This is a genomic window from Williamsia sp. R60, assembly GCF_054063855.1.
On record NZ_JBSSGR010000003.1, the window covers coordinates 934,184 to 959,449 of the forward strand.

27 protein-coding genes, 1 tRNA gene and 1 pseudogene are annotated in these 25,266 nt (G+C 63.7%); 14 read left to right on the plus strand and 15 right to left on the minus strand.

All coding sequences use genetic code 11. The features are described from left to right. Window positions 1-108 precede the first annotated feature (108 nt). From glfT1 to ACVWY6_RS17840, 4 genes are all read right to left on the minus strand, one after another. On the minus strand, window positions 109-1,047 hold the full coding sequence (gene glfT1, locus ACVWY6_RS17825) for a galactofuranosyltransferase GlfT1 (RefSeq protein ID WP_457539807.1): 939 nt from the start codon (window positions 1,045-1,047) through the stop codon (window positions 109-111). Further along, window positions 1,040-1,837 (minus strand): galactan export ABC transporter ATP-binding subunit Wzt/RfbE, encoded by a 798-nt coding sequence (gene wzt / locus ACVWY6_RS17830; protein WP_031331294.1) that lies wholly within the window; start codon window positions 1,835-1,837, stop codon window positions 1,040-1,042. Before wzt ends, glfT1 begins: the two co-directional genes overlap by 8 nt. A 4-nt stretch (window positions 1,838-1,841) precedes the next feature. After that, the gene (gene wzm / locus ACVWY6_RS17835) at window positions 1,842-2,705 is read right to left on the minus strand and encodes a galactan export ABC transporter permease subunit Wzm/RfbD (protein WP_030167806.1); all 864 of its coding nucleotides are present in this window, start codon (window positions 2,703-2,705) and stop codon (window positions 1,842-1,844) included. A gap of 99 nt (window positions 2,706-2,804) precedes the next feature. Continuing rightward, on the minus strand, window positions 2,805-3,344 hold the full coding sequence (locus ACVWY6_RS17840) for a bacterial proteasome activator family protein (RefSeq protein WP_023954800.1): 540 nt from the start codon (window positions 3,342-3,344) through the stop codon (window positions 2,805-2,807). Between the two features lie 90 nt (window positions 3,345-3,434). On the opposite strand from ACVWY6_RS17840, the gene ACVWY6_RS17845 reads away from it, so the two are divergent. Further along, the gene (locus ACVWY6_RS17845) at window positions 3,435-4,631 is read left to right on the plus strand and encodes a cysteine desulfurase-like protein (RefSeq protein WP_457539809.1); all 1,197 of its coding nucleotides are present in this window, start codon (window positions 3,435-3,437) and stop codon (window positions 4,629-4,631) included. 92 nt (window positions 4,632-4,723) lie between these two features. Here the strand turns inward: ACVWY6_RS17845 and ACVWY6_RS17850 are convergent, their stop codons facing one another. After that, the gene (locus tag ACVWY6_RS17850) at window positions 4,724-5,692 is read right to left on the minus strand and encodes an NAD(P)H-quinone oxidoreductase (RefSeq protein ID WP_457540203.1); all 969 of its coding nucleotides are present in this window, start codon (window positions 5,690-5,692) and stop codon (window positions 4,724-4,726) included. Window positions 5,693-5,870: 178 nt separating this feature from the next. Here ACVWY6_RS17850 and ACVWY6_RS17855 point away from each other — a divergent pair, with 178 nt between their 5' ends. Both ACVWY6_RS17855 and ACVWY6_RS17860 read left to right on the plus strand, forming a co-directional pair. After that, complete coding sequence (locus ACVWY6_RS17855; RefSeq protein ID WP_031331291.1) at window positions 5,871-6,353, plus strand: MarR family winged helix-turn-helix transcriptional regulator; 483 nt, start codon at window positions 5,871-5,873, stop codon at window positions 6,351-6,353. Between the two features lie 14 nt (window positions 6,354-6,367). After that, window positions 6,368-6,452: transfer RNA gene (locus tag ACVWY6_RS17860), tRNA-Ser, on the plus strand. A 119-nt stretch (window positions 6,453-6,571) separates the two neighbouring features. Here the strand turns inward: ACVWY6_RS17860 and ACVWY6_RS17865 are convergent. Then, window positions 6,572-7,309 carry a LysR family transcriptional regulator substrate-binding protein gene (locus tag ACVWY6_RS17865; protein ID WP_457539811.1) on the minus strand — a complete coding sequence of 246 codons (738 nt, stop codon included), beginning with the start codon at window positions 7,307-7,309 and terminating at the stop codon, window positions 6,572-6,574. Window positions 7,310-7,350: 41 nt separating this feature from the next. Here ACVWY6_RS17865 and ACVWY6_RS17870 point away from each other — a divergent pair, with 41 nt between their 5' ends. Beyond that, window positions 7,351-7,725, plus strand: a complete 375-nt coding sequence (locus ACVWY6_RS17870) for a DUF5997 family protein (protein WP_030167820.1) — start codon at window positions 7,351-7,353, stop codon at window positions 7,723-7,725. Window positions 7,726-7,732: 7 nt separating this feature from the next. On the opposite strand, the pseudogene ACVWY6_RS17875 reads toward ACVWY6_RS17870, so the two are convergent. Beyond that, a pseudogene (locus tag ACVWY6_RS17875) lies at window positions 7,733-8,065 on the minus strand (3-oxoacyl-ACP synthase); the annotation flags it as partial. Window positions 8,066-8,134: 69 nt separating this feature from the next. On the opposite strand from ACVWY6_RS17875, the gene ACVWY6_RS17880 reads away from it, so the two are divergent. Both ACVWY6_RS17880 and ACVWY6_RS17885 read left to right on the plus strand, forming a co-directional pair. After that, complete coding sequence (locus tag ACVWY6_RS17880) at window positions 8,135-9,538, plus strand: guanine deaminase (RefSeq protein ID WP_457539813.1); 1,404 nt, start codon at window positions 8,135-8,137, stop codon at window positions 9,536-9,538. Window positions 9,539-9,548: 10 nt separating this feature from the next. Then, the gene (locus tag ACVWY6_RS17885; RefSeq protein WP_457539815.1) at window positions 9,549-10,505 is read left to right on the plus strand and encodes an antibiotic biosynthesis monooxygenase; all 957 of its coding nucleotides are present in this window, start codon (window positions 9,549-9,551) and stop codon (window positions 10,503-10,505) included. 57 nt (window positions 10,506-10,562) lie between these two features. Here the strand turns inward: ACVWY6_RS17885 and ACVWY6_RS17890 are convergent, their stop codons facing one another. From ACVWY6_RS17890 to ACVWY6_RS17900, 3 genes are all read right to left on the minus strand, one after another. Further along, window positions 10,563-11,420, minus strand: a complete 858-nt coding sequence (locus tag ACVWY6_RS17890) for an RCC1 domain-containing protein (RefSeq protein WP_457539817.1) — start codon at window positions 11,418-11,420, stop codon at window positions 10,563-10,565. Between the two features lie 51 nt (window positions 11,421-11,471). Then, entirely contained in the window at window positions 11,472-11,906 is a 435-nt protein-coding gene (locus ACVWY6_RS17895) for a nitroreductase family deazaflavin-dependent oxidoreductase (protein WP_457539819.1), read from the minus strand. A 110-nt stretch (window positions 11,907-12,016) separates the two neighbouring features. Further along, complete coding sequence (locus tag ACVWY6_RS17900) at window positions 12,017-12,466, minus strand: VOC family protein (RefSeq protein ID WP_457539821.1); 450 nt, start codon at window positions 12,464-12,466, stop codon at window positions 12,017-12,019. A 212-nt stretch (window positions 12,467-12,678) separates the two neighbouring features. Between ACVWY6_RS17900 and ACVWY6_RS17905 the strand changes: the two genes are divergently transcribed. Then, complete coding sequence (locus ACVWY6_RS17905) at window positions 12,679-13,371, plus strand: GAF and ANTAR domain-containing protein (RefSeq protein ID WP_243404702.1); 693 nt, start codon at window positions 12,679-12,681, stop codon at window positions 13,369-13,371. A gap of 19 nt (window positions 13,372-13,390) precedes the next feature. Here ACVWY6_RS17905 and ACVWY6_RS17910 read toward each other — a convergent pair whose 3' ends face one another. Both ACVWY6_RS17910 and ACVWY6_RS17915 read right to left on the minus strand, forming a co-directional pair. Next, the gene (locus ACVWY6_RS17910; RefSeq protein WP_457539823.1) at window positions 13,391-13,996 is read right to left on the minus strand and encodes a hypothetical protein; all 606 of its coding nucleotides are present in this window, start codon (window positions 13,994-13,996) and stop codon (window positions 13,391-13,393) included. Window positions 13,997-14,004: 8 nt separating this feature from the next. Further along, window positions 14,005-15,153 (minus strand): zinc-dependent alcohol dehydrogenase, encoded by a 1,149-nt coding sequence (locus tag ACVWY6_RS17915; protein ID WP_457539825.1) that lies wholly within the window; start codon window positions 15,151-15,153, stop codon window positions 14,005-14,007. Window positions 15,154-15,591: 438 nt separating this feature from the next. Here ACVWY6_RS17915 and ACVWY6_RS17920 point away from each other — a divergent pair, with 438 nt between their 5' ends. The 3 genes from ACVWY6_RS17920 (at window position 15,592) to ACVWY6_RS17930 (ending at window position 17,530) form a co-directional block, all read left to right on the plus strand. Further along, window positions 15,592-16,050: a DUF4383 domain-containing protein gene (locus tag ACVWY6_RS17920; protein ID WP_062794774.1), complete on the plus strand. Its 459-nt coding sequence runs from the start codon at window positions 15,592-15,594 to the stop codon at window positions 16,048-16,050. Between the two features lie 258 nt (window positions 16,051-16,308). After that, a complete protein-coding gene (locus tag ACVWY6_RS17925) occupies window positions 16,309-16,743 on the plus strand; it encodes an STAS domain-containing protein (protein WP_023954772.1) in 435 nt (144 codons plus the stop codon). Between the two features lie 64 nt (window positions 16,744-16,807). Next, window positions 16,808-17,530: a GAF and ANTAR domain-containing protein gene (locus ACVWY6_RS17930; protein WP_457539827.1), complete on the plus strand. Its 723-nt coding sequence runs from the start codon at window positions 16,808-16,810 to the stop codon at window positions 17,528-17,530. 14 nt (window positions 17,531-17,544) lie between these two features. Here the strand turns inward: ACVWY6_RS17930 and phoU are convergent, their stop codons facing one another. Then, window positions 17,545-18,204, minus strand: a complete 660-nt coding sequence (phoU, locus tag ACVWY6_RS17935) for a phosphate signaling complex protein PhoU (RefSeq protein WP_400723131.1) — start codon at window positions 18,202-18,204, stop codon at window positions 17,545-17,547. A 30-nt stretch (window positions 18,205-18,234) separates the two neighbouring features. After that, the gene (locus ACVWY6_RS17940; RefSeq protein WP_457539828.1) at window positions 18,235-18,726 is read right to left on the minus strand and encodes a hemerythrin domain-containing protein; all 492 of its coding nucleotides are present in this window, start codon (window positions 18,724-18,726) and stop codon (window positions 18,235-18,237) included. Between the two features lie 321 nt (window positions 18,727-19,047). Between ACVWY6_RS17940 and ACVWY6_RS17945 the strand changes: the two genes are divergently transcribed. The 4 genes from ACVWY6_RS17945 to ACVWY6_RS17960 all read left to right on the plus strand — a co-directional run bounded on the left by ACVWY6_RS17945 (window position 19,048) and on the right by ACVWY6_RS17960 (window position 23,743). After that, a complete protein-coding gene (locus ACVWY6_RS17945) occupies window positions 19,048-20,145 on the plus strand; it encodes a ferredoxin reductase (protein ID WP_457539830.1) in 1,098 nt (365 codons plus the stop codon). 17 nt (window positions 20,146-20,162) lie between these two features. Continuing rightward, a complete protein-coding gene (locus ACVWY6_RS17950; RefSeq protein ID WP_023954766.1) occupies window positions 20,163-21,590 on the plus strand; it encodes a fatty acid desaturase family protein in 1,428 nt (475 codons plus the stop codon). Between the two features lie 82 nt (window positions 21,591-21,672). Further along, on the plus strand, window positions 21,673-22,587 hold the full coding sequence (locus ACVWY6_RS17955) for an alpha/beta hydrolase (protein ID WP_457539832.1): 915 nt from the start codon (window positions 21,673-21,675) through the stop codon (window positions 22,585-22,587). A gap of 109 nt (window positions 22,588-22,696) precedes the next feature. Beyond that, window positions 22,697-23,743: an isopenicillin N synthase family dioxygenase gene (locus ACVWY6_RS17960; protein WP_317712796.1), complete on the plus strand. Its 1,047-nt coding sequence runs from the start codon at window positions 22,697-22,699 to the stop codon at window positions 23,741-23,743. Between the two features lie 12 nt (window positions 23,744-23,755). Here the strand turns inward: ACVWY6_RS17960 and ACVWY6_RS17965 are convergent, their stop codons facing one another. Continuing rightward, the gene (locus ACVWY6_RS17965) at window positions 23,756-24,748 is read right to left on the minus strand and encodes a magnesium transporter CorA family protein (protein WP_457539834.1); all 993 of its coding nucleotides are present in this window, start codon (window positions 24,746-24,748) and stop codon (window positions 23,756-23,758) included. Window positions 24,749-25,266 lie beyond the last annotated feature (518 nt).

Consider the following 25,266-nt stretch of genomic DNA (forward strand, 5'->3'; position numbering starts at 1 on the left):
CTGAGCCTGGTCGAGCCAGACCCGTCTCAGTTCAGTAGAACACGTTCTAGTTTGGCTTGGGAACGATTCGGCAGCAGTCGGTGGCTGTTCGTATCGAGACCGCCCGAATCAGGGTCGCGAGAACCGTTCCCGACGGCCCAGCGACTGCAGACGCAGCCACTCCCGGAAGCCGGCCAGATCCCGTTGCTGCACAAGGAAATACCAACCGAAGCGGGCGTATTCCTGCACCAGCAGCTTGCGCATACCTGGCCGGCTCATCAGATAGCCGCGATTGCGGTAGGTGAAGAATCGCTTGGTGTCGTTGTCGGGATACTGGGTGTGCATCCGCCCACCCATGATCGGCCGGAACTCGTCCGTGCCGTCTGGATGGAGATATGCGGTGGTGAGGCAGGTGCCGAAGTCGAGACCCGACCGCACCAGTCGGCGGTGCATCTCCACCTCGTCGCCGCGGACGAAGAGGCGCAGGTCGGGGACACCGACGGCCTCGATGGCCGATGCGGAGAACAGGGCGCCGTTCATCAATGAGGCGATGCCGGGCAAAAGGTCTGAGGTCTCGTCCCCGGCGAACAGTTCGGATCGCTTGCGGCGCCACACCAGTCCACGTCGCAGCGGGAAGGCCAGCGTGTCAGGGTCGCTGATGTTGCACACCACCGGCGACACCTCGGAAAGCTGATGCGTGACAGCGCATTCGAGCAGCGTGCCGAGAACGTCGCTGCCTTCGGGCCTGCCGTCGTCGTCCGCGCACCACACCCAATCGGCGCCCAGTGACAGCGCGTGCAGCATGCCGAGCGCAAATCCGCCGGCGCCGCCGAGATTGTGCTTCGACCCGATGTAGGTGGTGGGAATGGTCTGCGCGGCAACCAGTTCGGCGACCGCGGGTTCGTCGGCGTTGTCGACGACGATGAGGTGGTCGACGGGCCGACTCTGGTTGGTCAGCACCTCGAGCGATTGCCGCAGCAGCTCGAGGCGACGGTGGGTGACCACCACGCCGATCACGCGGTCCGCGGTCTGCGCGCCCCCGGAGGGGGCCGCGGCGGGCTCAGCCATCCTTTTCGACCTCGGCCAGGACTTCACGCACGTGGCGCGCGGCCTCCGGTCCTTCGTAGGCGTGCACCACTTCCTCGATCCCGCCGTCCATCCGGATCGCGCCGTGGTCGATCCAGAGTGCGCGGTCGCAGAGTTGCGCGAGGAACTCGTTGGAGTGGCTCGCGAACACCAGGATGCCGGACCGTGCGACCAGCTCCTGCAGGCGGATACGTGCCTTTTTCATGAACTCAGCGTCGACGGCACCGATACCTTCGTCGAGGATGAGGATCTCGGGATCGATCGAGGTGACCACCCCGAGCGCCACGCGCACGCGCATACCGGTGGAGTAGGTGCGCAGCGGCATCGACAGGTAGTCACCCAGTTCGGTGAACTCGGCGATGTCATCCATCTTTCGGAGCATCTCGCGGCGGCTCATGCCGAGGAACATGCCCCGAATGACGATGTTCTCGTAGCCCGAGATCTCGGGGTCCATTCCGACACCGAGGTCGAACACGGGTGCCACCCGACCCTTGATGCTGCATGCACCGCGAGTGGGTTCGTAGATCCCCGACAGCAGGCGGAGCAGGGTGGATTTGCCGGCACCGTTGTGTCCGACGAGTCCGATGCGATCGCCGTGTTCGAGGTGCAGATTGATCTGCTTGAGTGCCTCGACCACGACGACATTGGAGTCGTTGGCGCCGATCACGCCCCCGGCGCGGCCGAGCACCGACTTCTTGATGGACCGGGTCTTGGCGTCGAAGATCGGGAAATCGACGCAGGCGTCCCAGGTATCGACTCGAACTGAACTCATGACCTCACACCCAATACGCAACGCGAGCACGGTAATTACGCAGCACCATCAGTGCCACTGCCCAGCCGCCGATCGTGCAGGCGATGACGATCAGCCAGTGGTAGAGCGCCACCGACTCGCCCAGCAGCGGACCGCGGGTGATCTCGAGGTAGTGGTACATCGGATTGATCTGGACCAGCTTGACGCGGCTGGAATCGGCCCCGACATTCTTCTCGAGATCGGTGGCACTCCAGATGATCGGCGTCATGAAGAAGACCAGTTGCACTGCGGTGGCCAGTAATTGACCGATGTCGCGGAACCTGGTGGACAGAATGCCGAACACGATGGACACCCACACGGCGTTGAGTACGAGCAGTGCGATGCCGGGGATGACAAACACCACGGTCCAGTTCACCGGCTGCGGGAAGATGATCAGCAACACCGCATACAGCGGGATGTTGTGCGCGAAGATGATCAGTTGCCGCCAGGTGAGGCGGTACACGTGCACGCTCAGCGGGGCGGGGATCTGTTTGATCAGCCCCTCGTTGGTGGTGAAGAGCTCAGCACCTTCGAGGATCGATCCGGAGATGAAACCCCAGAAGATGAACCCGAGCATGACGTACGGCAGGAACGTGTCGATCTCGTTGCCGAACAGCTGCGAGTAGAGAAGTCCCATGGCCACCGCAGTCACCGCTGTGGCGATGGTGATCCAGAGTGGGCCGAGGAGGGAGCGGCGGTATCTCTGCTTGATGTCCTGCCAGCCGAGAAGCAACCACAGCTCCGACTGGCGGAAGCCCGCTGCGAGGTCGCCGAATGCCCGGCGGAAGGACCGGGAATCGGACTCCGCTGAGGGCGGGCGCACCGGCTCGCGATCGACTGCTGTTGACACGAGAGACGAGCCTACCGTCAACGCCGGCCCGCCCCGGACGCCGCAGTTGTCGATCTCGGCAAACCGGGCGCCGCAGGCCCGCCGGCGCCAGGCGTCGGATCAGAGGTACTGACCGGTGCCCGCGACCCCGTGAGGAGGCCCACCGGGGCCACCCATCGGACCCGACGGCGGCAATTGCCCCTGACGCATCTGCTCGAGTTGCGCCCGCGCGGCCATCTGCTGGGCGAACAGCGCAGTCTGGATGCCGTGGAACAGTCCTTCGAGCCAGCCGACCAGCTGCGCCTGGGCGATCCGCAGTTCCGCGTCGGACGGCGTGTTGTCATCGGTGAACGGCAGGGCCAGCCGTTCGAGCTCTTCGCGCAGCTCAGGGGCCAGACCGTCTTCCAGTTCGCGAATCGACGACTGGTGGATCTCGCGCAGCCGAACCCGGCTGGCATCGTCGAGAGGTGCCGCCCGAACTTCTTCGAGGAGTTGCTTGATCATCGTGCCGATCCGCATCACCTTCGCCGGCTGCTCGACCATGTCGGCGACACCCTGCTGTTCGTCACCTTTACCCTGGTCGGAGTTCGCCGACGGCACCACAACGATGCCGTCGTCGCTGTCGGACGGGGGTCCCTGGTTGAAAATGTCTTCGGCCATGTCCCCATTGTCCAGATGTCCCGATCTCGTGTTCGCAGCAGGCCCACAACTCAGGTGGCAGCGTCGGAAGGACGGTCTATGGTGACTGCCATGGCTTATGACGTCGCACGCGTACGGGGATTGTTCCCGTCGCTTGGAGACGGATGGATCCATCTCGATCCCCAGGCCGGGATGCAGATCCCGGACTCGGTGGCGACCACGGTGTCCAAGGCGTTCCGTGGCCTGGTCTCCGAACCCGGCGGCATCTATCCCGCGGCGAAGAAGACGGCCGGCGTCATCGACGCGGCACGGCAGGCCGTCGCGGATCTGGTCAACGGCGATCCGCGGGGAGTGGTGCTCGGTCCGTCGCGTGGGCAGTTGCTCAGCGTTCTGGCCGAATGCCTCAACACCCGGGTGTGGCTCGGTTCGGAAGTGGTGGTGAGCCGCCTCGACGACGAGGCCAATGTGGTGCCGTGGCTGCGCGCCGCCGATCGGTTCGGCGCCAAGGTCCGCTGGGCCGAGGTGGACATCGAGAACGGCGACCTGCCCGTCTGGCAATACGAAGGTCTGGTCAGTCGGTCCACGAGCGTGGTCGCCATGCCACTGGCGTCGTCGACGCTGGGGACGGTGGTCGACGTGGCGGCCGCGGCGGTCACCGTTCACGCGATCGACGGACTGCTGGTGGTGGACGCCACCAGCGCAGCGCCGTACATGCCGCTGGACATCGAGGTGCTGGGCGCGGACGTGCTGGTGGTCAGTGCGAAGCGCTGGGGCGGGCCGTCCACCGCAGCGCTGGTGTTCCGTGACCCGGAGATGCTCACCCGCGTGCGGCCGATGTCGCTGAACCCGGATGCACAGGGGCCGGAACGGCTCGAGGTCGACGGACATCAACACGCGTTGCTCGCCGGCCTGGTCGCATCGATCGAACACCTTGCGGCGCTTGATGAATCGGCTACCGGAACCCGGCGCGAGCGGCTGGTCCAGTCGATGACGGGCCTGGCGGAGTACTCGCAACGATTGCTGCGCTACCTTCTCAACTCGCTGCGGCAGCTGAACTTCGTGAACGTGATCGGCGATGCGCCGGTACAGATTCCGGCGGTCAGCTTCACTGTTTCCGGGGTCACCGCGGACAAGGTGGTCCGGCGGCTGGCCGACAACGGCATCAGCGCGCTGGCCGATGTGAACAGTCGCGTGTTGTCCGGGATCGGTGTCAACGATGTGGGCGGTGCCGTCACCATCGGGCTCGGGCCGTACACCACGCCGTATGAGGTCGACCAGCTCGTTCGCACTCTCGGTTCACTAGGCTGACGCCACCACAATCGTCCCGCTGAGGCGCCTCCGAGGGCATGTTTCCCTCGGTGCCCGCCCAGGGACCCGATTCTGGTGGAAAACCCCGGGGATCAGACGGTGAGCAACACCTTGCCGGTGACTTTCCCTGATTCGAGCAAGGCGTGTGCCTCGCCCGCCTCATCCAGTGAAAATGTTGCTCCGACAACAGGTTTGACGCGACCATCGGCGATCATCGGCCAGGTGGTCGCGATGGTGTCAGCAACGATCGCCGCTTTGTCCGACTGCTCACGACCACGCAAGGCCGTCGCATGGATGGTCCCGCGTTTGGATAGCAAGGCACCCAGGTTCAGTTCGGCGTTGACGCCGCCCTGCATGCCGATCACCACCAGCCGTCCGTCAGCGGCCAATGCAGATACGTTGCGGCTCAGGTACTTTGCCCCAATGATATCGAGGATGACGTCGGCGCCGCCGTGTGTCTTGAGCACCTCGACGAAGTCGTCGTCGTGGTAGTTGATGGTGATGTCGGCGCCGAGATCGCGGCACAGTTCCAGCTTTTCGGCTGAGCCGGCGGTCACGGCAACCGTGGCTCCGAGAGCCTTCGCCCACTGGATGCCGTGGGTGCCGATGCCGCTTGCCCCACCGTGGAGCAGCAGCAGTTCACCTCGCTGCAGATGAGCGGTTCGTTTGAGGTTGGACAGCACTGTGCAGGCAACCTCGGGAAGGGCGGCGGCCTCGATCAGGTCAACTAAGCCGGGTACGGGCAGCAAGTGCTCGGCGGCCACTGTCACGTATTCGGCGTAACCACCGCCGGCGATCAACGCGCACACCTGTTGTCCGATTTCCCATCCCGTGACCTCGGTGCCGAGTTCGGCGACGGTGCCCGAGACCTCCATCCCGATGATGTCGCTCGCGCCCGGTGGCGGCGGGTAGTTTCCTTGGCGTTGCAGCAGGTCGGCGCGGTTCACGCCGGCGGCGGCCACTTTCACCAGAACCTCACCTGCAGCGGGGGACGGTCGTTCGACGTCGGTGATCACCAGGTTCTCCGGCGGTCCGAACTCGGTGACGGTCACTGCGCGCATGTTGCTCATGTCTCAACCAATACCCCAGTCCTGCCGTCGAAGTGCGGAACCGGAAGGCCGGCTGGTGCGTCACTTGTATGGTGACCGCGTCTTGACGAGCGAAAACGTTCGGCGGATCACCGTATTGGTGCGGGGTAACCTGTGCTTCACATTGCTGATCGGTGACCGGGAATGGACCATGACAGAGGACGATGTGCCGTGGCTTGACGAGGCTGAGCAGATGGCGTGGCGTTCGTTCATGGACGGCACCCAACGTCTGTTCGACGCCATCAACGATGCCCTGGTCACCACGTCGGGTCTCACCTTTGCCGACTACCGCATCCTGGTCCTTCTGTCCGAACACGACCACATGCGGATGAGTGACCTGGCAGATGGCGCGCTTGCCACCAAGAGCACCATCTCCCGCCGGGTGGACAGGCTGGTGGAGGCCGGCTTCATCGAGCGGATGGCCAAAGACCAAGACCGGGACCTGCGCAACCGGGAATGCCGCATCACCGACCTGGGTCGAGAGAAGTTGCACGAGGCGGCCAAGGGTCATGTGCTCGCGGTGCGCACCTACCTGCTCGACCACCTCGACGACCACGAGCGCGACGCGATGGCCACCACCTTCGCAAAGGTCGATACCTGGCTCCGTGAGAACGAACGACTCCGCGTCAAGTAGGCTCACTGACCGAAGGAAGCGTGGCAGAGCGGCCGAATGCACTCGCCTTGAAAGCGAGCGTGGGTGAAACCACCGGGGGTTCAAATCCCTCCGCTTCCGCTGCACGTCAGGGGCGGTTTCAATAAACCGCCTCTGACACCGAGGTTCCTCCTTTTATCCGGATCACCGCGCTCCACACCCTTCTGAAGTAAACGACCCATTTCCGGAGGGCGGGCTCGTCACCGCCTCGGTTTACGTGGGCCCTTCCGGGGGGTCTTTCCGGCGGCTTCTCTGGAAGCGCGCTTGGCAGCGGCCTTCTCTTTGGCCGACCGTTTCGGGGCAGGTTCGGACTGACTCCGCGACGACGTCGCCTTACGTCCGCGCACGATGCCGATGAACTCCTCGGCGAGCTCAGATGTCGGTGCCGGCCACAGAAGGCCCACCGATCCGGTTGGCGCGTCGGTCACTGGGCGATAGGCAAGGTCTTTGCGATGGTGCAGCCGGGCCAGCGACTGCGGGACCAGCAAGAGTCCGGTGCCCGCTGCGACGAGTTCGATTGCGTCGCTGGTGGTTTCCGGTCGATGTTCCACGGCGGTTCCCGGCCGTTGCCCGACCACCAGCGGTTCGTCGAGCGGCCACAGGAGTTGTTCGTCCGCCAGATCGTCGATGCCGATCTCATCGACTGCGGTGAAGACGTGGTCTTTCGGCACGACCACGACGGTCGTTTCCTGGTAGAGCTCGATGGTGTGGTGCGGCCCCGGGTCGTGGTGATCCAGGGCATCGGGCAGCCGGGTTATTGCCATCTGTATCCGCCCGTCGCGGATGGCATCGGCGCATGCGGCGACGTCGATCGGGACGAGTTCGAGTCGCACCTGCGGTAGGCGTTCACTCCAGGTCCGTGCCCATTTGCCGGGCGTCACGCCGGGCACAAACGCCAGCTGAAATGAAAAGGCATTACCTGGCGCGGTCACGCCCACAGGCTACCGGCCGATAGTCTCGGTTCATGAGTTCGCAGTCGATGAAGCCGGCCACCGCCGCCAAGAAGTTGGACGTGTACCTGCCGGCGACGCCCGCCGAGTTCCAGGAGGGCGTCATCACCCGTGCCGAACTCGAAGCACTGCAGGCGGACCCGCCGAGTTGGCTGCGTGATCTGCGCATCAAGGGACCCCACCCGAAGAACCTGGTGGCGATGAAACTCGGCGTTTCGAAGGGCGCGCTGGTGCGCCACGAGATCACCGAGGCGCTGACCACCGAGCAGATCAACGAACTCCTGTCCGAGATGCCCGATTGGCTCGAAGCCGAGCGCGCCACGCAGGTCGAGGTTCGCGCCGAAGCGGCCGCACCAAAGTCCATGCCTCCTGCCGACCGGCCACGTTCACGCAAGCGGCGATAAACGCGGTGTTGATCCGGGCATCGGCCTGATGGGCACAAAGACCTCGATGTCCTCGACGGCCACACCTGACCGTTCGATGACACTCGACAGCGCCTTGGGCAGAGTGATTGCGGCCCAACGAAACACGCGGGTGCCCGACCATGCGCCCGACCGGGTCGGTCTCCGAGTCTTTCGACTGGAACTCCTCGGCGCGGTCCATGTACTCGGGGATGTCGTAGTTCTCGGAGATCGCATCGCTGTTCTCCCCGTCGCTGCCCCACACGGCGGGGGAGATGCCGTTGTCCTCGCTCGGTCCGACGACCACGGCGCCGGCCCCGTCGCCGAAGATGAAAGCGGTGTTGCATCGTATCCGCTGCCCGGTTTGGTTTTTCGTCACACCAAATCATGCGTGGAATGCTTTGCTTGACGCGTGAAACATGTCTATCGCGGTCAAATCTTTCATGTCGCCGGCTCGGCGAAGGTCACCACGGCTGAAGAAGCGCTGGTCTTCGTCGCCGACGGGGCATTGGTGGTGGACAGCGAGGGCAGCATCGAGTGGTGCGGCGAGTTCGCCGACCTGCCCACCGAGCACGAGCACGCCGCGATCGTCGACTACCGGCCCGGTTTCATCCTGCCGGGGTTCGTCGACACCCACATCCACTTCCCGCAGACCTACGCCGGTGACTCCTACGGCGGCGGGCAACTGCTCGAATGGCTCGAGAGGTGCATCTTCCCCTCCGAATCCAAGTTCGGTGATCGCGACTTCGGGCGGGCCGCGGCAGTGGAGTTCACCAATCAGCGGGTGCGGGCGGGTACCACCGCGGCGATGGTGTTCGGCTCGGCATTCCCTGACGCGCAGGATGCGCTGTTCGAGGAGACGCAGCGCCGTGGACTGCGAATCGTGAGTGGTCGCGGCATCCAGACAAGAGGACCCGACTCGGCCGGCCCGCTGATCACCAGCGAGGAGAAGGCCATCGAGCTGACCGCTGCGGAGGTGGACAAGTGGCACGCCGCCGACACCGGAGACGTCGCGACTGCGCTGCTGCATGTGGCACTGGTGCCGAGGTTCTCGCTGTCGGTGACCCCGACGACGATGGCCGCGCTGGGGGAGCTCTACACCGACCTGCGGTCGAAGGGTGTCTACGTCCACACCCACCTCAACGAGAACAACCGTCCCGGCACCGGTGAGGTGGACGCCACCAAGGCCGACTACCAGGTGAACTCGTATCTCGACACCTACGACGGCAAGTTCCTGCCCGGCTCGAAGGTCGGTGGCGAATCGCTGCTCGGACCGCGGACCATCGTGGCCCACTCGGTGCACTGTCAAGACGGTGAGCTTGCTCGGATGGCCGAGACCGGCACTTCCATCTCCCATTGCCCGGTGTCCCAGTTGTTCCTGGGGTCGGGCACGATGCCGTGGCTGCGGACAGTGGAATCAGGCGTCAACATCTCACTCGGCACCGACCACGGTGGCGGTGACGAATGGCTGATCTCGCGAGTTGCCAACGACGCCTTCAAGGTTCACATCACCGAGCCCGGTGATGCCGGGGTGTCCATGCATCCGGCCGAGATGTTGTTCGTCGCGACTCTCGGCGGGGCCCGGGCGTTGGACATGGAGAATCGCTTCGGGAACTTCGACACCGGCAAAGAGGCTGATTTCCTGGTGATCGATCCCGAGCGTTGGCCGTCGCTGGCCAACGCCATCGACAACGGCGCCCGCGCCGATGACGAGAAGATGGCACGCGACCAGATGCTGTTTGCCTTGCTGATGCAGCTCCGAGAGCCGGCGATCAGCGCCGTTTACGTCAAGGGCCGCAAGATCGACGACGTCTGACTCCGCTGTTGTGACCGAAAGATCGACTGAGGCAACGGTACTCGTTCCGTTCCACGATGTACCGGATGCCCAGTTCGAGTCGTGGTTCGAGGAACTCGCCGCCCGTATCCAATCGGCACCCGGTCATCTGCAGACCTTGTCGGCGGAACATGCGCAGCGGGCTGTTGCCCTGACGTTCGACACCGAGGAGTCGTTGCACCGCTGGCTGGATTCGGCGGAGTGGGCCGACACGCTGAAGATGGCTACAGAGAACGGTATTCGGCGGGAGTTCAGCGACCTCGTGATCGTCGAAGGCCAGGTGCCTCCCACCGGGGTGGCGTTGTTCCGTCACAAGGTCGATCAAGAAAACGTCGACGGGTTCATCGACGCCCAGCGCACCTTGATGGATCTGAACGCCGCCGCACCCGGCTATGAGTTCGCGGTGCTGTTCGGCCCCAGGGAGCTGGCTGACGGTTCCGACGAATGGAGCGCTGTTCTCAAGTTCCGCAACGACGAGTCGCTCGCCGCCTGGGTTGACTCACCCGGCCGTGCCGATGCCCTGACTCAGCTGCGGTCGCATCTTTCGGAGGAGTACTCGGCGTCGTTCGAACACAACACCTTTGGATCCATCATGCGGGTCACCGACGGAAAGCCCACCGTCACGCCCGAATGGAAGGTCGCGATGATGGTGCTGTTGGTGCTCTATCCGACCGTGATGACCCTGTCCCGATTTGTCGGACCGGTGCTCGACGGATGGGGCGCCGACCCCTGGCTGTCGATGTGGCTCAGTCAGATCCTGTCGGTGTCGCTGCTGACTTATGCGCTGATGCCGCTGGCCACGTGGGCTTTCGGCTTCTGGCTCGACCCCGCCCGGGGCTCGACGGTGAGAGTGTCTGTGGCCGGTGCAGTTGCCGTGTGTCTGCTCTATGCGCTGACGCTCGCCGTGTTCGCCTCGGTGCGATGGCTGCAGTTCTGGGATTACGCCTGAGCGTCCCGTAGCCCGAGGACGTCTTGCCGGCCTTCTTCGGCCCTCCTGCGAATCCGACTAGGGGCGGCGGGGCCGACCGTCGGGGTCGATGCGCCATCGCCCGACATCGCACTGGCCGTCGTCGTTGTTCCCCGTGGCCATGACCGAACCGTCGGCTCGTAAACCGAGGGTGTGCGTCGAGCCGGCCGCGACGGCGACGATATCCCGCCACGATCCGACGTCGCATTGTCCACGGGTGTTGTTGCCTGCGGCGCGAACTCGACCTCCTGCGTCGATCCCGACGGTGTGATGACTGCCGGCGCAGACCGCCACGATGTCACGCCATCTGCACGCGTCTGCGATCCCGGCGCCGCGGTCACCGACTGCGAACACCCGTCCATCGGCATCGAGCGCGACGGTGTGCAAATAGCCCGCCGCGACTGCCCTCACCCGGCGCCATCCTGTGACCTCGCACTGAGCTCTACGGTTGTTGCCCACTGCAACCACGGTGGCGTCCGCCCGGACCCCCACCGTGTGCCAATCCCCGGCTGCCACAGCAACCATCTCGCTCCATCCGTCGACATCACAGGCACCCTCGCGGTGACGTCCTCGCGCGCTTGCTGATCCGTCTGCGAAGACAGCCACCGTACGCCGCCAACCAGCAGCAATGTCCGCCACGTTCACCCAGTCGGCGACCTCGCACTGCCCATCGTCGTTCCACCCGGTGGCGACGACGGTACCGTCCGTGCGCAATCCGACAGTGTGCGATCGACCCGTATTGGACGCCGTGTGCACATTCCCGGCCGCGACCGAAGCTACGCCCCGCCAATCGCCCACCCAGGTCTCTGGAGCCAGCAGGTCGCCGGCGGCAACCACCGAGCCATCGGCCATCACACCGACCGAATGGCGCCGTCCGGCAGCGATGAACTTGCTCATCAGCAGCACCCTAGTCGGCAACAAAGACCGAAGATCCTGCACTCCACTCGGTCAGATCGGAGCTTTTTCGGTATCTATCGATGCTCTGAGAATCGTTGCCGAACGTCTTCCGGACGGCAGCGGCGAGTCGTCATCGTCTCCTGCGACCAGTTCTGGACTGTGGAGTCGATAGTGTCGGCCGCGGTGCTCGACCCGTGCCTGGCCGGCTTCGAGGACGTTTTGTACCCAGTCCGAGTGGACCCCGTAGTTGAGCACGACCGAGACGGACTGGCCGGATCTGAACACCATCACCGGTGTCTTGAACGTTCGGCCACTCCGGCGGCCGATGTGTTCGATCACGGCCATATGGGGCACGCGTCCGGCCCACAGCCGCACGATGTGGTTGGTGACATGCTTGTTGAACTGCGCCAACGCCCGCATGCCGGACGTGCCGATCGCCGACGCCAACCGGGCTGCGAATCTGGCCAATTCAGCTGCTGCATTCACGTAGGCCCCCGGATTGATACCCCGCTTTGTTGAGAACACGGTAGGACGAGCGCGCGGGAAGCACATCGGGGAGAACCCTGAACCCCGGCCAGTGGTCCGATTCCGCGGTGCTATTCGTCAGAGTCCGCGGTAGTGAGCGCCTGGGCGAACATGACGAGAATCCCGCTCGGCCCGCGCACGTAGGTGAGCTTGTAGATCCCCTGATAGTCGGCGACGCCGCGGAGCGGGTGGTGGCCGTGCCGTGCTGCGATCGCGAGGGCGTCGTCGATGTCGTCGACGGAGAAGGCGATGCGGTGCATGCCGATCTCGTTGGGCAGCGTGGGCGGCGTATCAATCGCCTCGGGGTGGATGTACTCGAACAGTTCGATCTGTCCGTGTCCGTCAGGAGTCTGTAGAACGGCGATCTTCGCGTGGTTTCCGTCAAGGCCGACAGCGGTGTCGGCCCACTCACCGCTGACCGTGTCACGGCCGAGGAGCGTGAGGCCGAGATCGGTGAAAAAACTGATCGCGGCCTCGATGTCGCGTACGGCGATACCGACGTTTTCCAGCTTGATGGTCATCAGTGGGTCTCCTTCTTGTCGGTTCGGGGGGGGGCGGCTCCCCGAGGTCAGTCCCAACCGGAAGACGGTTCTGATCTCGCGTTCTCGACATCGGGGCTGCCGGAGTCGGCATGCGAAACACACCGAATTGCGGATCAGGCCCATCCACCCCGGTGCCCTGCACCGAATTGCATCAAGAGCCAGCGAACATCACATGGATTTTGAGGAGCGTCGTGGAAAACCCCGACATGGAACTCGATCTGACGGCCCGGATGGTCGCCGTGGCGGGCACCCTGCGGTCGAACAGTAACGGCGTCGACACACTTGCGCAGGCCGTCACCAAGACGGCGGTGGACTGCATACCTGGCACCGAGTGCGCAGGTGTCATCGCGTGCCTGGGCCCGCACGGCGAGCCGGTGGCGGGTAACGGCCTGGCAAGCCAGGCGGACCAGCTGCAGCACGAGCTACGCGAGGGCCCGGCCGTGCGCCCCAAAACCGATCGCTCCACCGTGTGGATCGACGATTTCGACTCAGAGGACCGATGGCCACGATTTGCCGCGCGCGCCCAGGAGTTGGGGATCGCCTCGATGGCGAGCTTCCGGCTGTTCTCCGGCAAGGACGACCTCGGGACCCTCAATCTCTACAGTTCGACCAAGAAGGCGTTCGATGAACGCGCTCGGACGCTCGGCGAGGTGTTCGCCGCGCACACCGCCGTTGCGTTCTCGGTACTCCGCGAGCGCGAAAACCTGTCTGTCGCCCTCACCAGCCGCGACCTCATCGGTCAAGCGAAGGGGATGGTGATGGAGCGCTACGGCATCGGCGCCGATGAGGCGTTCGCGCTGTTGGCAAGGCTGTCCCAGGAGTCGAACACCAAGGTCGCCGAGATCGCGAGGCAGGTCGTAGAGGCCGGATCAGATCCGAGCTGAACCGACCTGAGGGTGCGCCTCAGCGCCTCCTCGTCGCTGCTGCTCGAGCCGCGTAACCGATGGCTGCACCTGCGGCGATCCATGGTCCGCCGACAAGGATCGGATCGATCCATGCGTGGTTCTTGTCCACGCGTTTGGTTCCGGTGCGCGACGCCAAGCCGTGGTGGGTGAACTCGCTTCGGATTCCGGTCTGGGTGATCGGGTTGTCCGGCCGCATCGTGAGGAAGGACGCGAGATGGGCCTCTGCGGCGTTCACGCGGTCGGCCCCGAGTAGGAGCAGCCAATGCGCCGCGCGACCTTCGCTGTACCGATAGGCGACCTTGCGGATCACGCCCGACAACCCGGACGGAGGCGTCGACGTACCGAAGACAGGCGTGAGGAACCGATGTTCGATGGATCTCTCCCTCGGCCATTTCTCGGGCTGCCGTTCAGGGAAGTCCCAGTGTGCGCCGGTCGCTTCGGGGTCGAACCGTTGCTGTGGGACCGCCGGGCGGTCCTTCGGGTCGAGGTCCACGCCCCACCCGGGAATCCTCGCCCGCAGCTCTTCGCTCGACGGGGACGCGGGCCTCTTCGAGGTGTAGGTGGGCACCTGGTCGGTCGGTTTCTTCGGGGCTGGTGATGTCATGACTCTCCTCAGGCCGCGTCGGTGACGATGATCGGTTTGATGCACTCGTCCAGCTTCGACGAGAAGATGTGGTAGCCCTCGGCGATGTGCTCGAGCGGGATACGGTGCGTGACAATGTCGTTCGGCTTGATGTGACCATTTCTGATGTGCTCGAACAGCCGTGGCCATTGCCGTTTGACGGGACACTGGTTCATCTGGAGGGTCAGTCCCTTGTTCATCGCGTCGCCGAACTTGACGGCGCTGAACATCGGTCCGTACGCACCCATCACCGACACGGTTCCGCCTTTGCGGACCGAATCGATCGCCCAGTTCAGCGCAATGGGAGAGCCGCCCTGCAACTTGAACTTCGACGCCGCGACGTGCTGTAGAAAGTTTCCGTCCGCTTCTGCGCCCACCGCATCGATGGCCACGTCGGCGCCCAGATAGTCCGTGGACTTCTTCATCTGGACCACGATGTCGTCGTACTCCGCGAAGTTGAGGGTTTCGGCGTGCGCGAAGGTGCGGGCCTTCTCGAGTCGGTACTCGAGGTGGTCGATCACGATCACCCGTCCGGCGCCCATGAACCAGGACGAGAGGGCGGCGTAGAGACCCACCGGTCCCGCACCGAAGACGGCCACCGTGTCGCCCTCACGGATGCTGCCCAGCTGTGCGCCGAAGTACCCGGTGGCCAGAGCGTCGGTCAGCAGCAATGCGTCTTCGTCGTCCATCCAGTCGGGGATGATTGCGGGCCCGACGTCGGCGAACGGGACCCGCACGAACTCGGCCTGGCCTCCGTCGTATCCACCGCACGTGTGCGAGTAGCCGTAGATGCCCCCGACCGCGGTGGCGTTCGGATTGACGTTGTGGCAGTTGGAATACAGTCCGCGCGCACAGAAGTAACAGGAGCCGCAGTAGATGTTGAACGGCACCATCACCCGGTCGCCGGGCGTCAGGTTCTGGACCGACGAGCCCACCGATTCGACCACCCCGATGAACTCGTGTCCGAACGTCATTCCGGGGCGGGTGTCGGGCATCATGCCGTGGTACAGGTGCAGATCTGACCCGCAGATCGCAGCCCGGGTCACCCGCACGATGGCGTCGTTGGGGTGCTCGATGGGAGGGATGTCCTTCTCCTGCACGCGCACCTTGTAGGACCCCCGGTAAACCATTGCCTTCATGCTGTCCTCCGCGCCTTTTTGTCTATTGGGGGTGGGCCTACCCCGCGCGACACGGCACTAAACGGTTGTTCATCTCGCCCCGGCGCAATGGACATGCGCCGCACCGTGTTTCGTCGAGAGAGTGGCGGTGTGTCGCGAGCAGGAAATCGCCGACGAATTCGGTCCAAATGGACGGCCGCAGCGACGATGAAGAGCCTCGGGCAGCGTGTATCGAGGCCGGTGTGAGCTCGGCCGCCCCACGAGTATGGAGCGCTTCGGTAAAGCTCTGGCTTAACTATGAATACAACCTGGTTACGGACGTTTAACTGCTCCGGCGCCGGGTATTCGGCCGACACGGGACGGATGCGGGTGCAAGAGGATCGGCCGCGCCGAGACCCGACAGAGGTCGGACGGGCGTTTGCCCAGAGAACATCTCCATCAATGTGAAGGGTTAGCACAATGAGTACACGGAGTACCCGCACCCCGCGCACCACCAAGCGTTCCCCGGTCCAACTGGCCGCACTCGCGGTCGGCGCGGTGTTCTTGCTTGTCGGAATTCTGGGCTTCATCCCAGGCATCACCACCGACTACGACACCATGTCCTTCGCCGGCCACCATTCGGAAGCAAAGTTGCTCGGGATCTTTAACGTTTCAATTCTGCACAACCTGGTGCATGTGGCCTTTGGTGTCGCAGGAATCGTTCTCGCAAGGGCGGCAGCCACCGCGAAGTCGTACTTGATTGTCGGCGGCGTCATCTACCTGGCCCTTTGGTTGTATGGCCTGGTCATCGACAAGGACTCGGCCGCCAACTTCGTCCCGGTGAACTCCGCCGATGACTGGCTGCACTTCGCCCTCGGTGTCGGCATGGTCGCCCTCGGCGTTCTGCTCGGACGCAACCGGCACACGTCTCGTGTGTGAACAACGGGATTTCGCCACAGGAGTTCAAACGCAGCTCGCGGTAGCGGGGCGCGCGTAGGGCTCCTGTCACACAACAACATTCGGCTTCCCGGCGGCCCGCTTCAGGGCTGTCGGGAAGCCGCTTGTGGTTGCCGGGCTATTGCCATCGGTGCCCGATGTGACACACTGAAGAAGTCGGTTGAAGAGGAGCCGCCCTGCGTGGACCGGTGAATAAGCTCGCCGTAGCGCTTCTAGCCCGACAACTTTTAGGGGTCGATCGTGGCGCACAAAATTTCTAATTCAGATTTCGTTTCCGATAGTGCTGAACTCGCCGGCGGAACACTCACCATCGCGACTGTGTCGCACGGAAGCATCGTTGCCCTCACCGTGTGGGGCAGCATCGATTTGCTGACGGTTCCCCAGCTCACCGAGGCGGTCGATGAAGCAGTCGCCGGACGCCCTGAGGGTCTGATCATCGATCTGACCTACACAGATTTCCTTTCGTCGGTCGGTATGGCTGCGCTGGTCAACGCACACGACGCGGTTCTTCCGTCCGGCGGACGATTCGGTGTTGTCGCCGAGGGTTCGTCCACGGCTCGTCCCATCAAGCTTGTCGGACTCGACCAGACCATCAGTCTGTATGCGACCATTGAGGACGCACTGCAGGCGCTGACCGAGGAGTTGGCCCCGGCCACTCGCCGCGCTTCGGCGTAGCGGGTTCGGGCGCGCGGTGCGCCTGCACGCTCAATGCGTGCGAACCGAGTAGATGGAGCCGTGCGTGGGCAACAATCAGGGCAATGAGATCCACATCGCTATCGCAAATCTCGCCCGTGGTCTGCACAATTCATCGCTGGCAGGAAGCGATGTGGACACCGTCCTGGAGTCGATCACCGCCGGAGCAGTCGATCACGTGGGCGGCACCATGTATGCGGGCATCCTGCTGGTGGAAAAGCGTAAGAAGAAGACGCAGTCCGTCGCGGCCAGCGATCCGGTTGTGGAAAAGCTCGATGCCATCCAGATGGATGTCGGCGAAGGCCCTTGCCTCGAGGCAGCGTGGGAACACACCACCTTCAGGCTCGATGATTTCACCACCGAAAAACGGTTCCCCAAGTTCATCGCCGAGGCATTGGCGCAGACTTCGGTCAAGTCCAGCCTGTCGTTCGAGCTGTACAGCAACGAGCAATCGATGGGTGCCCTCAACCTGTTCTCGGACGAGACCAACGCATTCTCCCTCGCTGCCGAGGAAACCGGCCTGGTGTATGCCACCCACGCCGCTCTTGCGCTGTACCGGGCGAGAGAGAAAGAACATTTCACCAGCGCACTGGCCAGCCGCGATGTCATCGGGCAGGCCAAAGGCATGATCATGGAACGGTTCAACATCGACAGCCTCCAGGCCTTCGAGTTGCTCCGAAAACTGAGCCAGGATTCCAACACCCCGATCGCCGACATCGCTCGTCAGTTGGTCGACACGGATCATCCTGCGCGCGACTCGAGCGCCTGACCGGAGTTTGCGAACTACGACTTCCTGTTCGGTGCCGGTGACTTACCCGTCGCCTGGAACACCACTCGTTGCCCGATGAGTACGGCGTGGTCTGCGAAACGTTCGTAGTAGCGGCCGAGCAGGGTCACGTCCACTGCGCAAGGCACGCCGTGTTGCCAGTTGCGGTCGAGCAGCACGGTGAAGAGATGCTCGTGCAGCGCATCCATCGCGTCGTCGTCATCGCGTAGCCGCATCGCGTCTTCGGGGTTCTGGCTCTTGAGCGCCTCACTGGCATTGTTCGCCAGGTTGACGGCCAGACGCCCCATCTCGGCGAAGTATCCGTGGACGTCTTCGGGCACAGCCTTGTCCGGATGGCGGCGGCGGGCGACCTTGGCGACGTGCAGCGCAAGAGCGCCCATCCGGTCGACGTCGGCTACGATCTGGAACGTCGAGACGATCGCGCGCAGATCGCCGGCAACCGGGGCCTGCAGCGCCAGCAGTGCGAACGCGCGCTCCTCGGCATCAGCAGACATCCGGACTATCTGCTCGTGGTCGGTGATGACCTCCTCGGCGACGGCGAGATCGGCGCGCAGGAGCGCATGCGTCGATCTCTCCATGGCCTCACCGGCCAAGTCGCACATCTGGCCGAGCAGCTCGTGCAACGCGCTCAGCTGAGCGAGGTAAACGCCCCTCATCAGCCGCAGCGATTCGTGTTCATGACGCCTCTACTCGCGATGTGTCTCGGCCCGGTCTCCCCTGGTGAGGAGCGGTAGGTGTTCGATGCGGCCGGCAGCACCGGCCAGTGCTCCACTCACAGTACGCAGCCGTGCCGACGTCGATCCGTGGGTTCGCAGAGATGCGCGGTCGAGTTGGTCACGACCGCGGTCGAGAATGGTCAAGGGGAGGGCCGCGAGCACGTTCCCAGGCGGGCGGCGGGCGACCACCGGGTGAGGCCGCGTGGGCGCGGTGCGGCGGACGACCTCCCATTGAATGCCGATCTGCCGCAACTGCTTCGGTGACACCTTGTCTTGTAGTTTCGGCAACAACACGTCTTCCTCGTCGCGCACATCCTCCCGGAACCCGCGATGCGGTCCGGTGGACTTGTCGATGGCATGCAGCAGCCGGTCGAGTTCGACGTGGTCGCGCTTCTGGCGAACCAGCACACTCCGGGACCCGCCCAACTGGGACTCGGTCTGGTCGGCAATGGATCTGGTCATGGTCGCTCCTGGTCGGACACGGATTGTTCGAGCGGTGAGTACCCAGGGAACGTGCTCTCAATCAGTGAGACGGAACCGACTCAGAATCGCTACTTCGCAGCGTAATCGACCAATCGGTGGTGTCATCGTTCGACGGAACGTAAGGTCGCCATAGTCCGCGGGTAGCGGACGGCAACGTGGCAGCCACACCCGACGTCGAGCCCACGGCGAGGGTGTCCTATGAGGCCCGTGATCGGGCCGGCCGAGGGGTCTGAAAAGTGCCGAGAACTGTTCGAAGTAACCCCACACCGACGACACTGCCGCACCGGTGCGGAGGCAGTAATGGCTGAGCGCGGTGCAACACCCAATGTGCCCACGCTGCGCAGGCGAGCCCTGCGCGCGATAAGTCATCTCTTCAGTCCGTTGGAACCCGACGACTACCTGGAGATGATCAATCCGCTGTGGACCACGAAGGAACTTCGTGGCCGAGTGGAGGAGGTGCGTCCGGAAGGGGCCGAGGCCGCGACCGTATGGATTCGTCCGGGCTACGACTGGCCGGGTCACCTGCCGGGACAGTATGTCCGGCTGGGGCTCGTCATCGATGGCGTGTTCTATTGGCGCGCTTACTCTTTGACGTCGGACCCGGAGCCGCGTGACGGTTTGATCGGGGTGACACCAAAGCTGGTGGAGAACGGCGTCGTCTCGCCGTACCTGGTCCAGAAGATCAAGCCGGGTGAGATCGTTCGGTTGGGTGAGATCGAGGGCGTGTTCACCCTTCCCGAGCCGTTGCCCGAGAAGATGCTGTTCATCAGTGCCGGCAGCGGCATCACGCCGATCATGAGCATGCTGCGCAGCCTCGATCACCGCGATGAGGTGCGCGACGTGGTGGTGCTCCATTCCACCCGCACCGAAGAGCAGTGCATGTTCTTCAAAGACCTTGAAGACATGGACGAGCGGCATGAGGGGCTGCGCCTGATCATCCGGCGAACCGGGGAGGAAGGCCGGATCAAACCGGAGGACATGGATGATCTCGTCCCGGACTGGCGTGAGCGGGAGACGCTGTGTTCGGGGCCGGGCGAATTGCTGGATGCACTGGTCGAGCACTGGGACCGCCACGATGCGTCCGACAAGATCCATCTCGAGCGCTTCCAGCCGATCATCGGTGGAGCGGCGGGCGAAGGTGAAGGCGGCAACGTCACCTTCACCAAGAGTAAGAAGGAAGTCGAGTGTTCCCCGGGAACACCGATTTTGACTGCAGGCGAAGAAGCCGGACTGGAACTGAAGTTCGGATGCCGCATCGGAATCTGTCACACCTGTACGGGCACCCTGCGGTCCGGTCAGATCAGGGATCTGCGGACCGGGGATGTCAGCGAACCGATCAACTCGTCGGTGCGTATCTGCGTGAACACCGCCGAAGGCGACGTCGAAATCGAACTGTAGAACTTTTAGGAGTCACCATGACCATCAACGCCGAACGAATCCGTCCGATCACTCCGGACCCAGAGAACCCGCTGGCGCATCTGAGTGACGAGACCATCGAACAGCTGGGCAAAGAGTTCGATGCGATCCATGACGAGGTCTACGGCGACCTCGGTGATCGCGACCGCGCCTACATCAAGAACGTCATCGCCACCCAGCGTCAGCTGGCCGTCGCCGGCCGTGTGCTGCTGCTCGGGTCGCGGTCGAAGGTGTCCTGGGTGGCGGGCACCGCGTGCCTCGGGATGGCCAAGATCCTCGAGAACATGGAGATCGGCCACAACGTGATGCACGGCCAGTGGGACTGGATGAACGATCCGGACATCCACTCGTCGGTGTGGGACTGGGATACCGCATCCACCGGCGAATCCTGGCGTCACTCGCACAACTACATCCACCACACGTTCACCAACATCCGCGGCAAAGACAAAGATCTCGGCTACGAGATCATGCGGATCGACCCGCACCAGCGCTGGAACCCCGTTTACCTTGCCCAGCCGTTCTACAACTTCCTGCTCACCGCGTTCTTCGAATGGGGTGTGGCACTGCATGATCTGGATCTGGAGGCGATCCGCAAGCGGGAGAAGTCGATGTCGGAGCTGTGGCACGACATCAAGGGCATCGGTGTGAAGGCGCGCCGCCAGGTGATCAAGGACTACATCGGCTGGCCGGCCATCAGCGCCGGTGCGTTTGCGCTCACCCAGATCGCGTCCGGTGGGCGGATCGAGCAGCCGAAGACGTCGCGCCTCGCGCGCAGGCTGCGTCGCGTCCAGGGCGGAAAGGGTGCGGTGGGCAACGTTGCCAACGTGATGGACAAGGCCCTCCCGGGCGTCGAGCAGACCTTCATCGCGACGTTCGCGGCGGACTTCACGGCGAACATCATCCGCAACGTGTGGGCCCACGCCATCATCTTCTGCGGCCACTTCCCGGACCAGACGTACACGTTCAGTCAGAAGGAAACCGAGAACGAGACCCGTGGTGGCTGGTACGTCCGGCAGTTGCTCGGCGCGGCCAATATCGAGGGCAGCCCACTGTTCCACGTGATCAGTGGAAACCTCGGCTACCAGGTGGAACATCACCTCTACCCGGATATGCCGAGCACTCGCTACTCAGAGGTGGCACCCAAGGTCAAGGACATCTGTGAACGGTACGGATTGCCTTACAACACAGGACCTTTCGGGCAGCAGTGGTTCCAGGTGCACCGCACGATCTTCCGTCTCGCACTGCCGGGCGGAAAGCCGCGTCCCAAGCCGGGCCCGTTCCAGCGGCCGCCGCACAGCGGATCCGGACAGGACCCCCGGCCGAGCGAAGCGGCTCGTTTCCGTAGTCGCGTACCGGCCTCACACCCCAACGCCGGACCGGAGCACGAATCCGGGGGCGTCCAGGTGTCGCCGCCGCCGCGCGACTGAGTATCCGATCTGAACTACTGACCACCGGTGCATGAGCCGAAGACGCTCGTGCACCGGTGGTGTGCTCGGTAGGCTCGTTTTCATGGCACTCGATGATGCGACCACCGCCCTGCTCGCCGAGTTGGCCAAGGCCGGCGGACCGCCGATCGCCGAACTGAGTCCGGCCCAGGCGCGGTCGGTCAGCACAGCGCTCGGAGACCTCAGCGGAGCCGGCCCACAGCTACATACGGTGCGCGACGACACGATTGCGGCCGACGACGGCTACGACATCCCCGTACGCGTCTACAGCGCCTCCGACAGCACTCGCGGCGTCATCGTCTTCTTTCATGGCGGCGGTTGGGTGATCGGTTCGGTGGACCAGTACGACGCCCTCTCGCGCCGGCTGGCTCAGGCAACCAATTGTGTTGTGGTGACGCCCGATTACCGCCTCGCACCCGAACATCGTTTTCCGCACGCGGTGCGCGACGCCTGGGACGCGACGATGTGGGCGTCGGCGAGCTGGCCGGACGAGCCGCTCATCGTTGCCGGCGACAGCGCAGGCGGAAACCTGGCCGCAGTGGTCGCACAGCGGGCGGTGGCCGAATCGGGTCCGCCACTGGCCCTGCAGATCCTGGTCTACCCCGTCACCGGACACGATGTGAACACCGTGAGTTACCTCGACCCTGCAAATCAGTTGCTGCTGGGCCGCGACACCATGATCTGGTTCTGGGACCACTACGCCCCAGACCCGGCCACCCGGCTCAGCCCGGAAGCTTCTCCGCTGGAGGGAGACCCGGCCGGCACTCCGCCCGCACTGGTGTTGCTGGCCGAACACGATGTCCTCAAGGACGAGGGCGAGGCCTACGCGTCGTCGATGGCCGACCGGGGAGTACCGGTGCAGTTGACGATCTTCGAGGGACAGATGCACGGGTTCTTCCAGCTGATCAACGTGCTCCCCGGCGCCGAGCAGGCGGTGCAGGCGATCGTAAACCATCTGGACACGGTGCTGGGAGTCTGACACCACTCGCCGGCGTGCAGCTCGCGGCCGGGTGACCTAGCATTGCCGCTGCAGCGGTTCACGTCCACAACTGACTTGATGTCGACACGTGTCCCGCGAGGAGATAGACATGTCAGAATCCGATTTTGTTGTCCCCCTGGTGGATATCTCGCCCTACGTGCGGCGCGGAACCGATGAGGAACGCGCAGAGGTCGCCCGGAAGATCGACAAGGCCTGCCGAGAGGTCGGCTTCATCCAAATCCTCGGTCACGGAATCCCACCCGAGATCACCGACGCGTTCACCGCCGCCATGGACCAGTTCTTCGCGCTCCCACTTGACACGAAGAAGGCCTACCGCACACCGCCGCGCATCAATCGTGGGTATGCGCCGCCCAAGACCGAATCGTTGTCATTGAGTCTGGGGGTCGAAGCGGCCAACCGGATGAACGATTTCTTCGAGGCGTTCAACGTGGGCGTCGCGGCAGCGCAGTACCCCGATCACGATCTGCCGGCCGACGACTATGCCGACAACCTGTGGCCATCTGAGGCCCCGGAGTTCAAAGCGGGCGTCGAACCCTACTTCGCCGAGGCCGCCAGGGTGGCCCGCACGCTGACACGGGTGTTCGCCGACGCACTCGATCTCGAACCCGATTTCTTCGAACGGTTCACCGACCATTCGCTGGATGTGTTGCGTATGAACAACTATGCGCTGCCGCCCGGCGAAGTGGAGCTCGACGGCGAGCTGACCGGGATGGGGGAGCACACCGACTACGGCATCGTGACCGTGTTGTGGGCGGACCAGGTCAAAGGGCTGCAGGTGCTTGCGCACGACGGCACGTGGCACGACGTGTCGCCTGCGGATGGAGCGTTGCTGGTCAACCTCGGCGATCTGATGGCCCGGTGGACCAACGAGCGCTGGATGTCGACGCTGCACCGGGTCAAGCCGCCGATCGTCGACGGCACGATCGAGCGGCGCCGTTCGGCCGCCTACTTCCACGACGGCAACATCGACGCCACGATCAGCACGTTGCCTTCGTGTGTGGGTGCGGGGAGTCGCTATTCGCCGGTGACCGTTGCCGATCACATCGCAGGCAAACTGGCGGGGTCGCGTGCCGGGGTGGCCAACGCTGCTGCCGGACGCGAAGCTGCCCGGCTCCGTTCGGCCGGCGTCCGCTGACCGGAGTCTGGATCAGAGCCAGTCGCGTTTCTTGAACAGGATGTACAGCGCCAGAACGGCCACGACGATCACCACGGTGCTGGAGATGAAGCCGCTGTAGTGGTCGAACCCGGGGTAGGGGATGTTCTGTCCGTAGAAGCCGGTGACGGCGGTGGGAACCGCGATGATCGCGGCCCATCCGGTGAGCTTTTTCATCACGGTGTTCAGGCGCGCGTCCTGGAGGGACAAGTTGGTCTCGAAAAGCGTTGTGACCATGTCCCGCAACGATTCCGTCCACTCCGTCGCGCGCAGGACGTGGTCGTAGAGGTCTGAGAAATTGGGATCGAGTTCGCTGGGTGCGTTGTTCTCCAGCCGGCTTCGCTGGATCATCGCGACCACCTCGCGCATCGGCATCACCACTCGGCGTAACGCGACCAGGTCCTTGCGGAGCCGGTACGTCTGCTGTTGTAGCTCCCGGCTGTTGTACTTGTCGTCGAAGAGCAGCGTCTCGAGGTCCTCGATGCCGTCGTCGAGTCGTTGCACGGCGTCGAAGTGCCCGTCCACCACCACATCGAGAAGCCCGTGGATGAGCGCGCCGATGCCGTACTGCTGGCCCCCCATCTCGTCCCAGCGGGTGGTGACCTCGTTCATGTCGAAATGGTCGGACAGTCGCACGGTGATGAGAATGTTGTCCTTGATGAACAACGAGATGCGGTCGCTGTGCAGGGCTGCGCCCTTCCCGGAAGTAGGGTTCGCGTCGACGTGAACGGCGTAGACGGTGACAAACCGGTGCGTGGGATAGACGGTTGCCTTCACGCGTTCTGCGTCGCCCAGGGCATCCTCCACGGCCCAGGTGTTCAAATCGATTTCCGCGGCGAGCTTGCTCAGCGCCTCGTGAGTGGGATCCACAAGGTCCACCCAGACGAGTCTGCTGGCGTCGCCGAGGCAGTCGGACACCATCTCGAGGGCAAAATCCCGCTGTAGCTCGCCGTGTATCCAGACCCGGCCACTCACGTTCTCTGTCACGGACCCATCGTGCCAGCCGAGCTTGCCGGTCGCGTCGCAAAGGGCGGGGGTAACTGCAGTTAGATTCTAGTTAATAAAACTGCTTTCCGGAGAAAATATCCAAATGATCTTGCTGTCTATTGCCCCGGGCTCCGCTGGCGTCGCCAGACTTACCGTCTGATTCGGCATGACGAAATGGCCGGAACGCTTGCCGAAAAGTTCACATAAGCCCCGGTTGTTCGGTGTGAAGTCGACCACGAAACTGGCTGCGTAGGATACGAGCATGCTGGTCAGAACCCTGAACGATCCGGGATATTGTTCGCATCTGTACGTAGTTCGTCACCTAGGGGCTGCAGGATGGGTTCAACAATGAATGGTGATACATAATGATATTAAATTACCGTTCGCCATCTTTAGCCAACCGTATTTTGTCTCAGAATCTGTTTGACAACCTGTCTGAATGAGCGTTCACTCGAATCAAGCGGCCGGTGTCACAAGAGTTTCGCCAGAGTGGAACCACTTGATGCGGCCAGGCAAAT

Bases quoted from the DNA above. Each gene is read 5' to 3' on its own strand.
- glfT1 (WP_457539807.1), bottom strand. From the start codon at position 1,047: ATGGCTGAGCCCGCCGCGGCCCCCTCCGGGGGCGCGCAGACCGCGGAC.
- wzt (WP_031331294.1), bottom strand. From the start codon at position 1,837: ATGAGTTCAGTTCGAGTCGATACCTGGGACGCCTGCGTCGATTTCCCG.
- ACVWY6_RS17840 (WP_023954800.1), bottom strand. From the start codon at position 3,344: ATGGCCGAAGACATTTTCAACCAGGGACCCCCGTCCGACAGCGACGAC.
- ACVWY6_RS17845 (WP_457539809.1), top strand. From the start codon at position 3,435: ATGGCTTATGACGTCGCACGCGTACGGGGATTGTTCCCGTCGCTTGGA.
- ACVWY6_RS17850 (WP_457540203.1), bottom strand. From the start codon at position 5,692: ATGCGCGCAGTGACCGTCACCGAGTTCGGACCGCCGGAGAACCTGGTG.
- ACVWY6_RS17855 (WP_031331291.1), top strand. From the start codon at position 5,871: ATGACAGAGGACGATGTGCCGTGGCTTGACGAGGCTGAGCAGATGGCG.
- ACVWY6_RS17870 (WP_030167820.1), top strand. From the start codon at position 7,351: ATGAAGCCGGCCACCGCCGCCAAGAAGTTGGACGTGTACCTGCCGGCG.
- ACVWY6_RS17890 (WP_457539817.1), bottom strand. From the start codon at position 11,420: ATGAGCAAGTTCATCGCTGCCGGACGGCGCCATTCGGTCGGTGTGATG.
- ACVWY6_RS17900 (WP_457539821.1), bottom strand. From the start codon at position 12,466: ATGACCATCAAGCTGGAAAACGTCGGTATCGCCGTACGCGACATCGAG.
- ACVWY6_RS17910 (WP_457539823.1), bottom strand. From the start codon at position 13,996: ATGACATCACCAGCCCCGAAGAAACCGACCGACCAGGTGCCCACCTAC.
- ACVWY6_RS17915 (WP_457539825.1), bottom strand. From the start codon at position 15,153: ATGAAGGCAATGGTTTACCGGGGGTCCTACAAGGTGCGCGTGCAGGAG.
- ACVWY6_RS17920 (WP_062794774.1), top strand. From the start codon at position 15,592: ATGAGTACACGGAGTACCCGCACCCCGCGCACCACCAAGCGTTCCCCG.
- phoU (WP_400723131.1), bottom strand. From the start codon at position 18,204: ATGAGGGGCGTTTACCTCGCTCAGCTGAGCGCGTTGCACGAGCTGCTC.
- ACVWY6_RS17940 (WP_457539828.1), bottom strand. From the start codon at position 18,726: ATGACCAGATCCATTGCCGACCAGACCGAGTCCCAGTTGGGCGGGTCC.
- ACVWY6_RS17945 (WP_457539830.1), top strand. From the start codon at position 19,048: ATGGCTGAGCGCGGTGCAACACCCAATGTGCCCACGCTGCGCAGGCGA.
- ACVWY6_RS17950 (WP_023954766.1), top strand. From the start codon at position 20,163: ATGACCATCAACGCCGAACGAATCCGTCCGATCACTCCGGACCCAGAG.
- ACVWY6_RS17955 (WP_457539832.1), top strand. From the start codon at position 21,673: ATGGCACTCGATGATGCGACCACCGCCCTGCTCGCCGAGTTGGCCAAG.
- ACVWY6_RS17960 (WP_317712796.1), top strand. From the start codon at position 22,697: ATGTCAGAATCCGATTTTGTTGTCCCCCTGGTGGATATCTCGCCCTAC.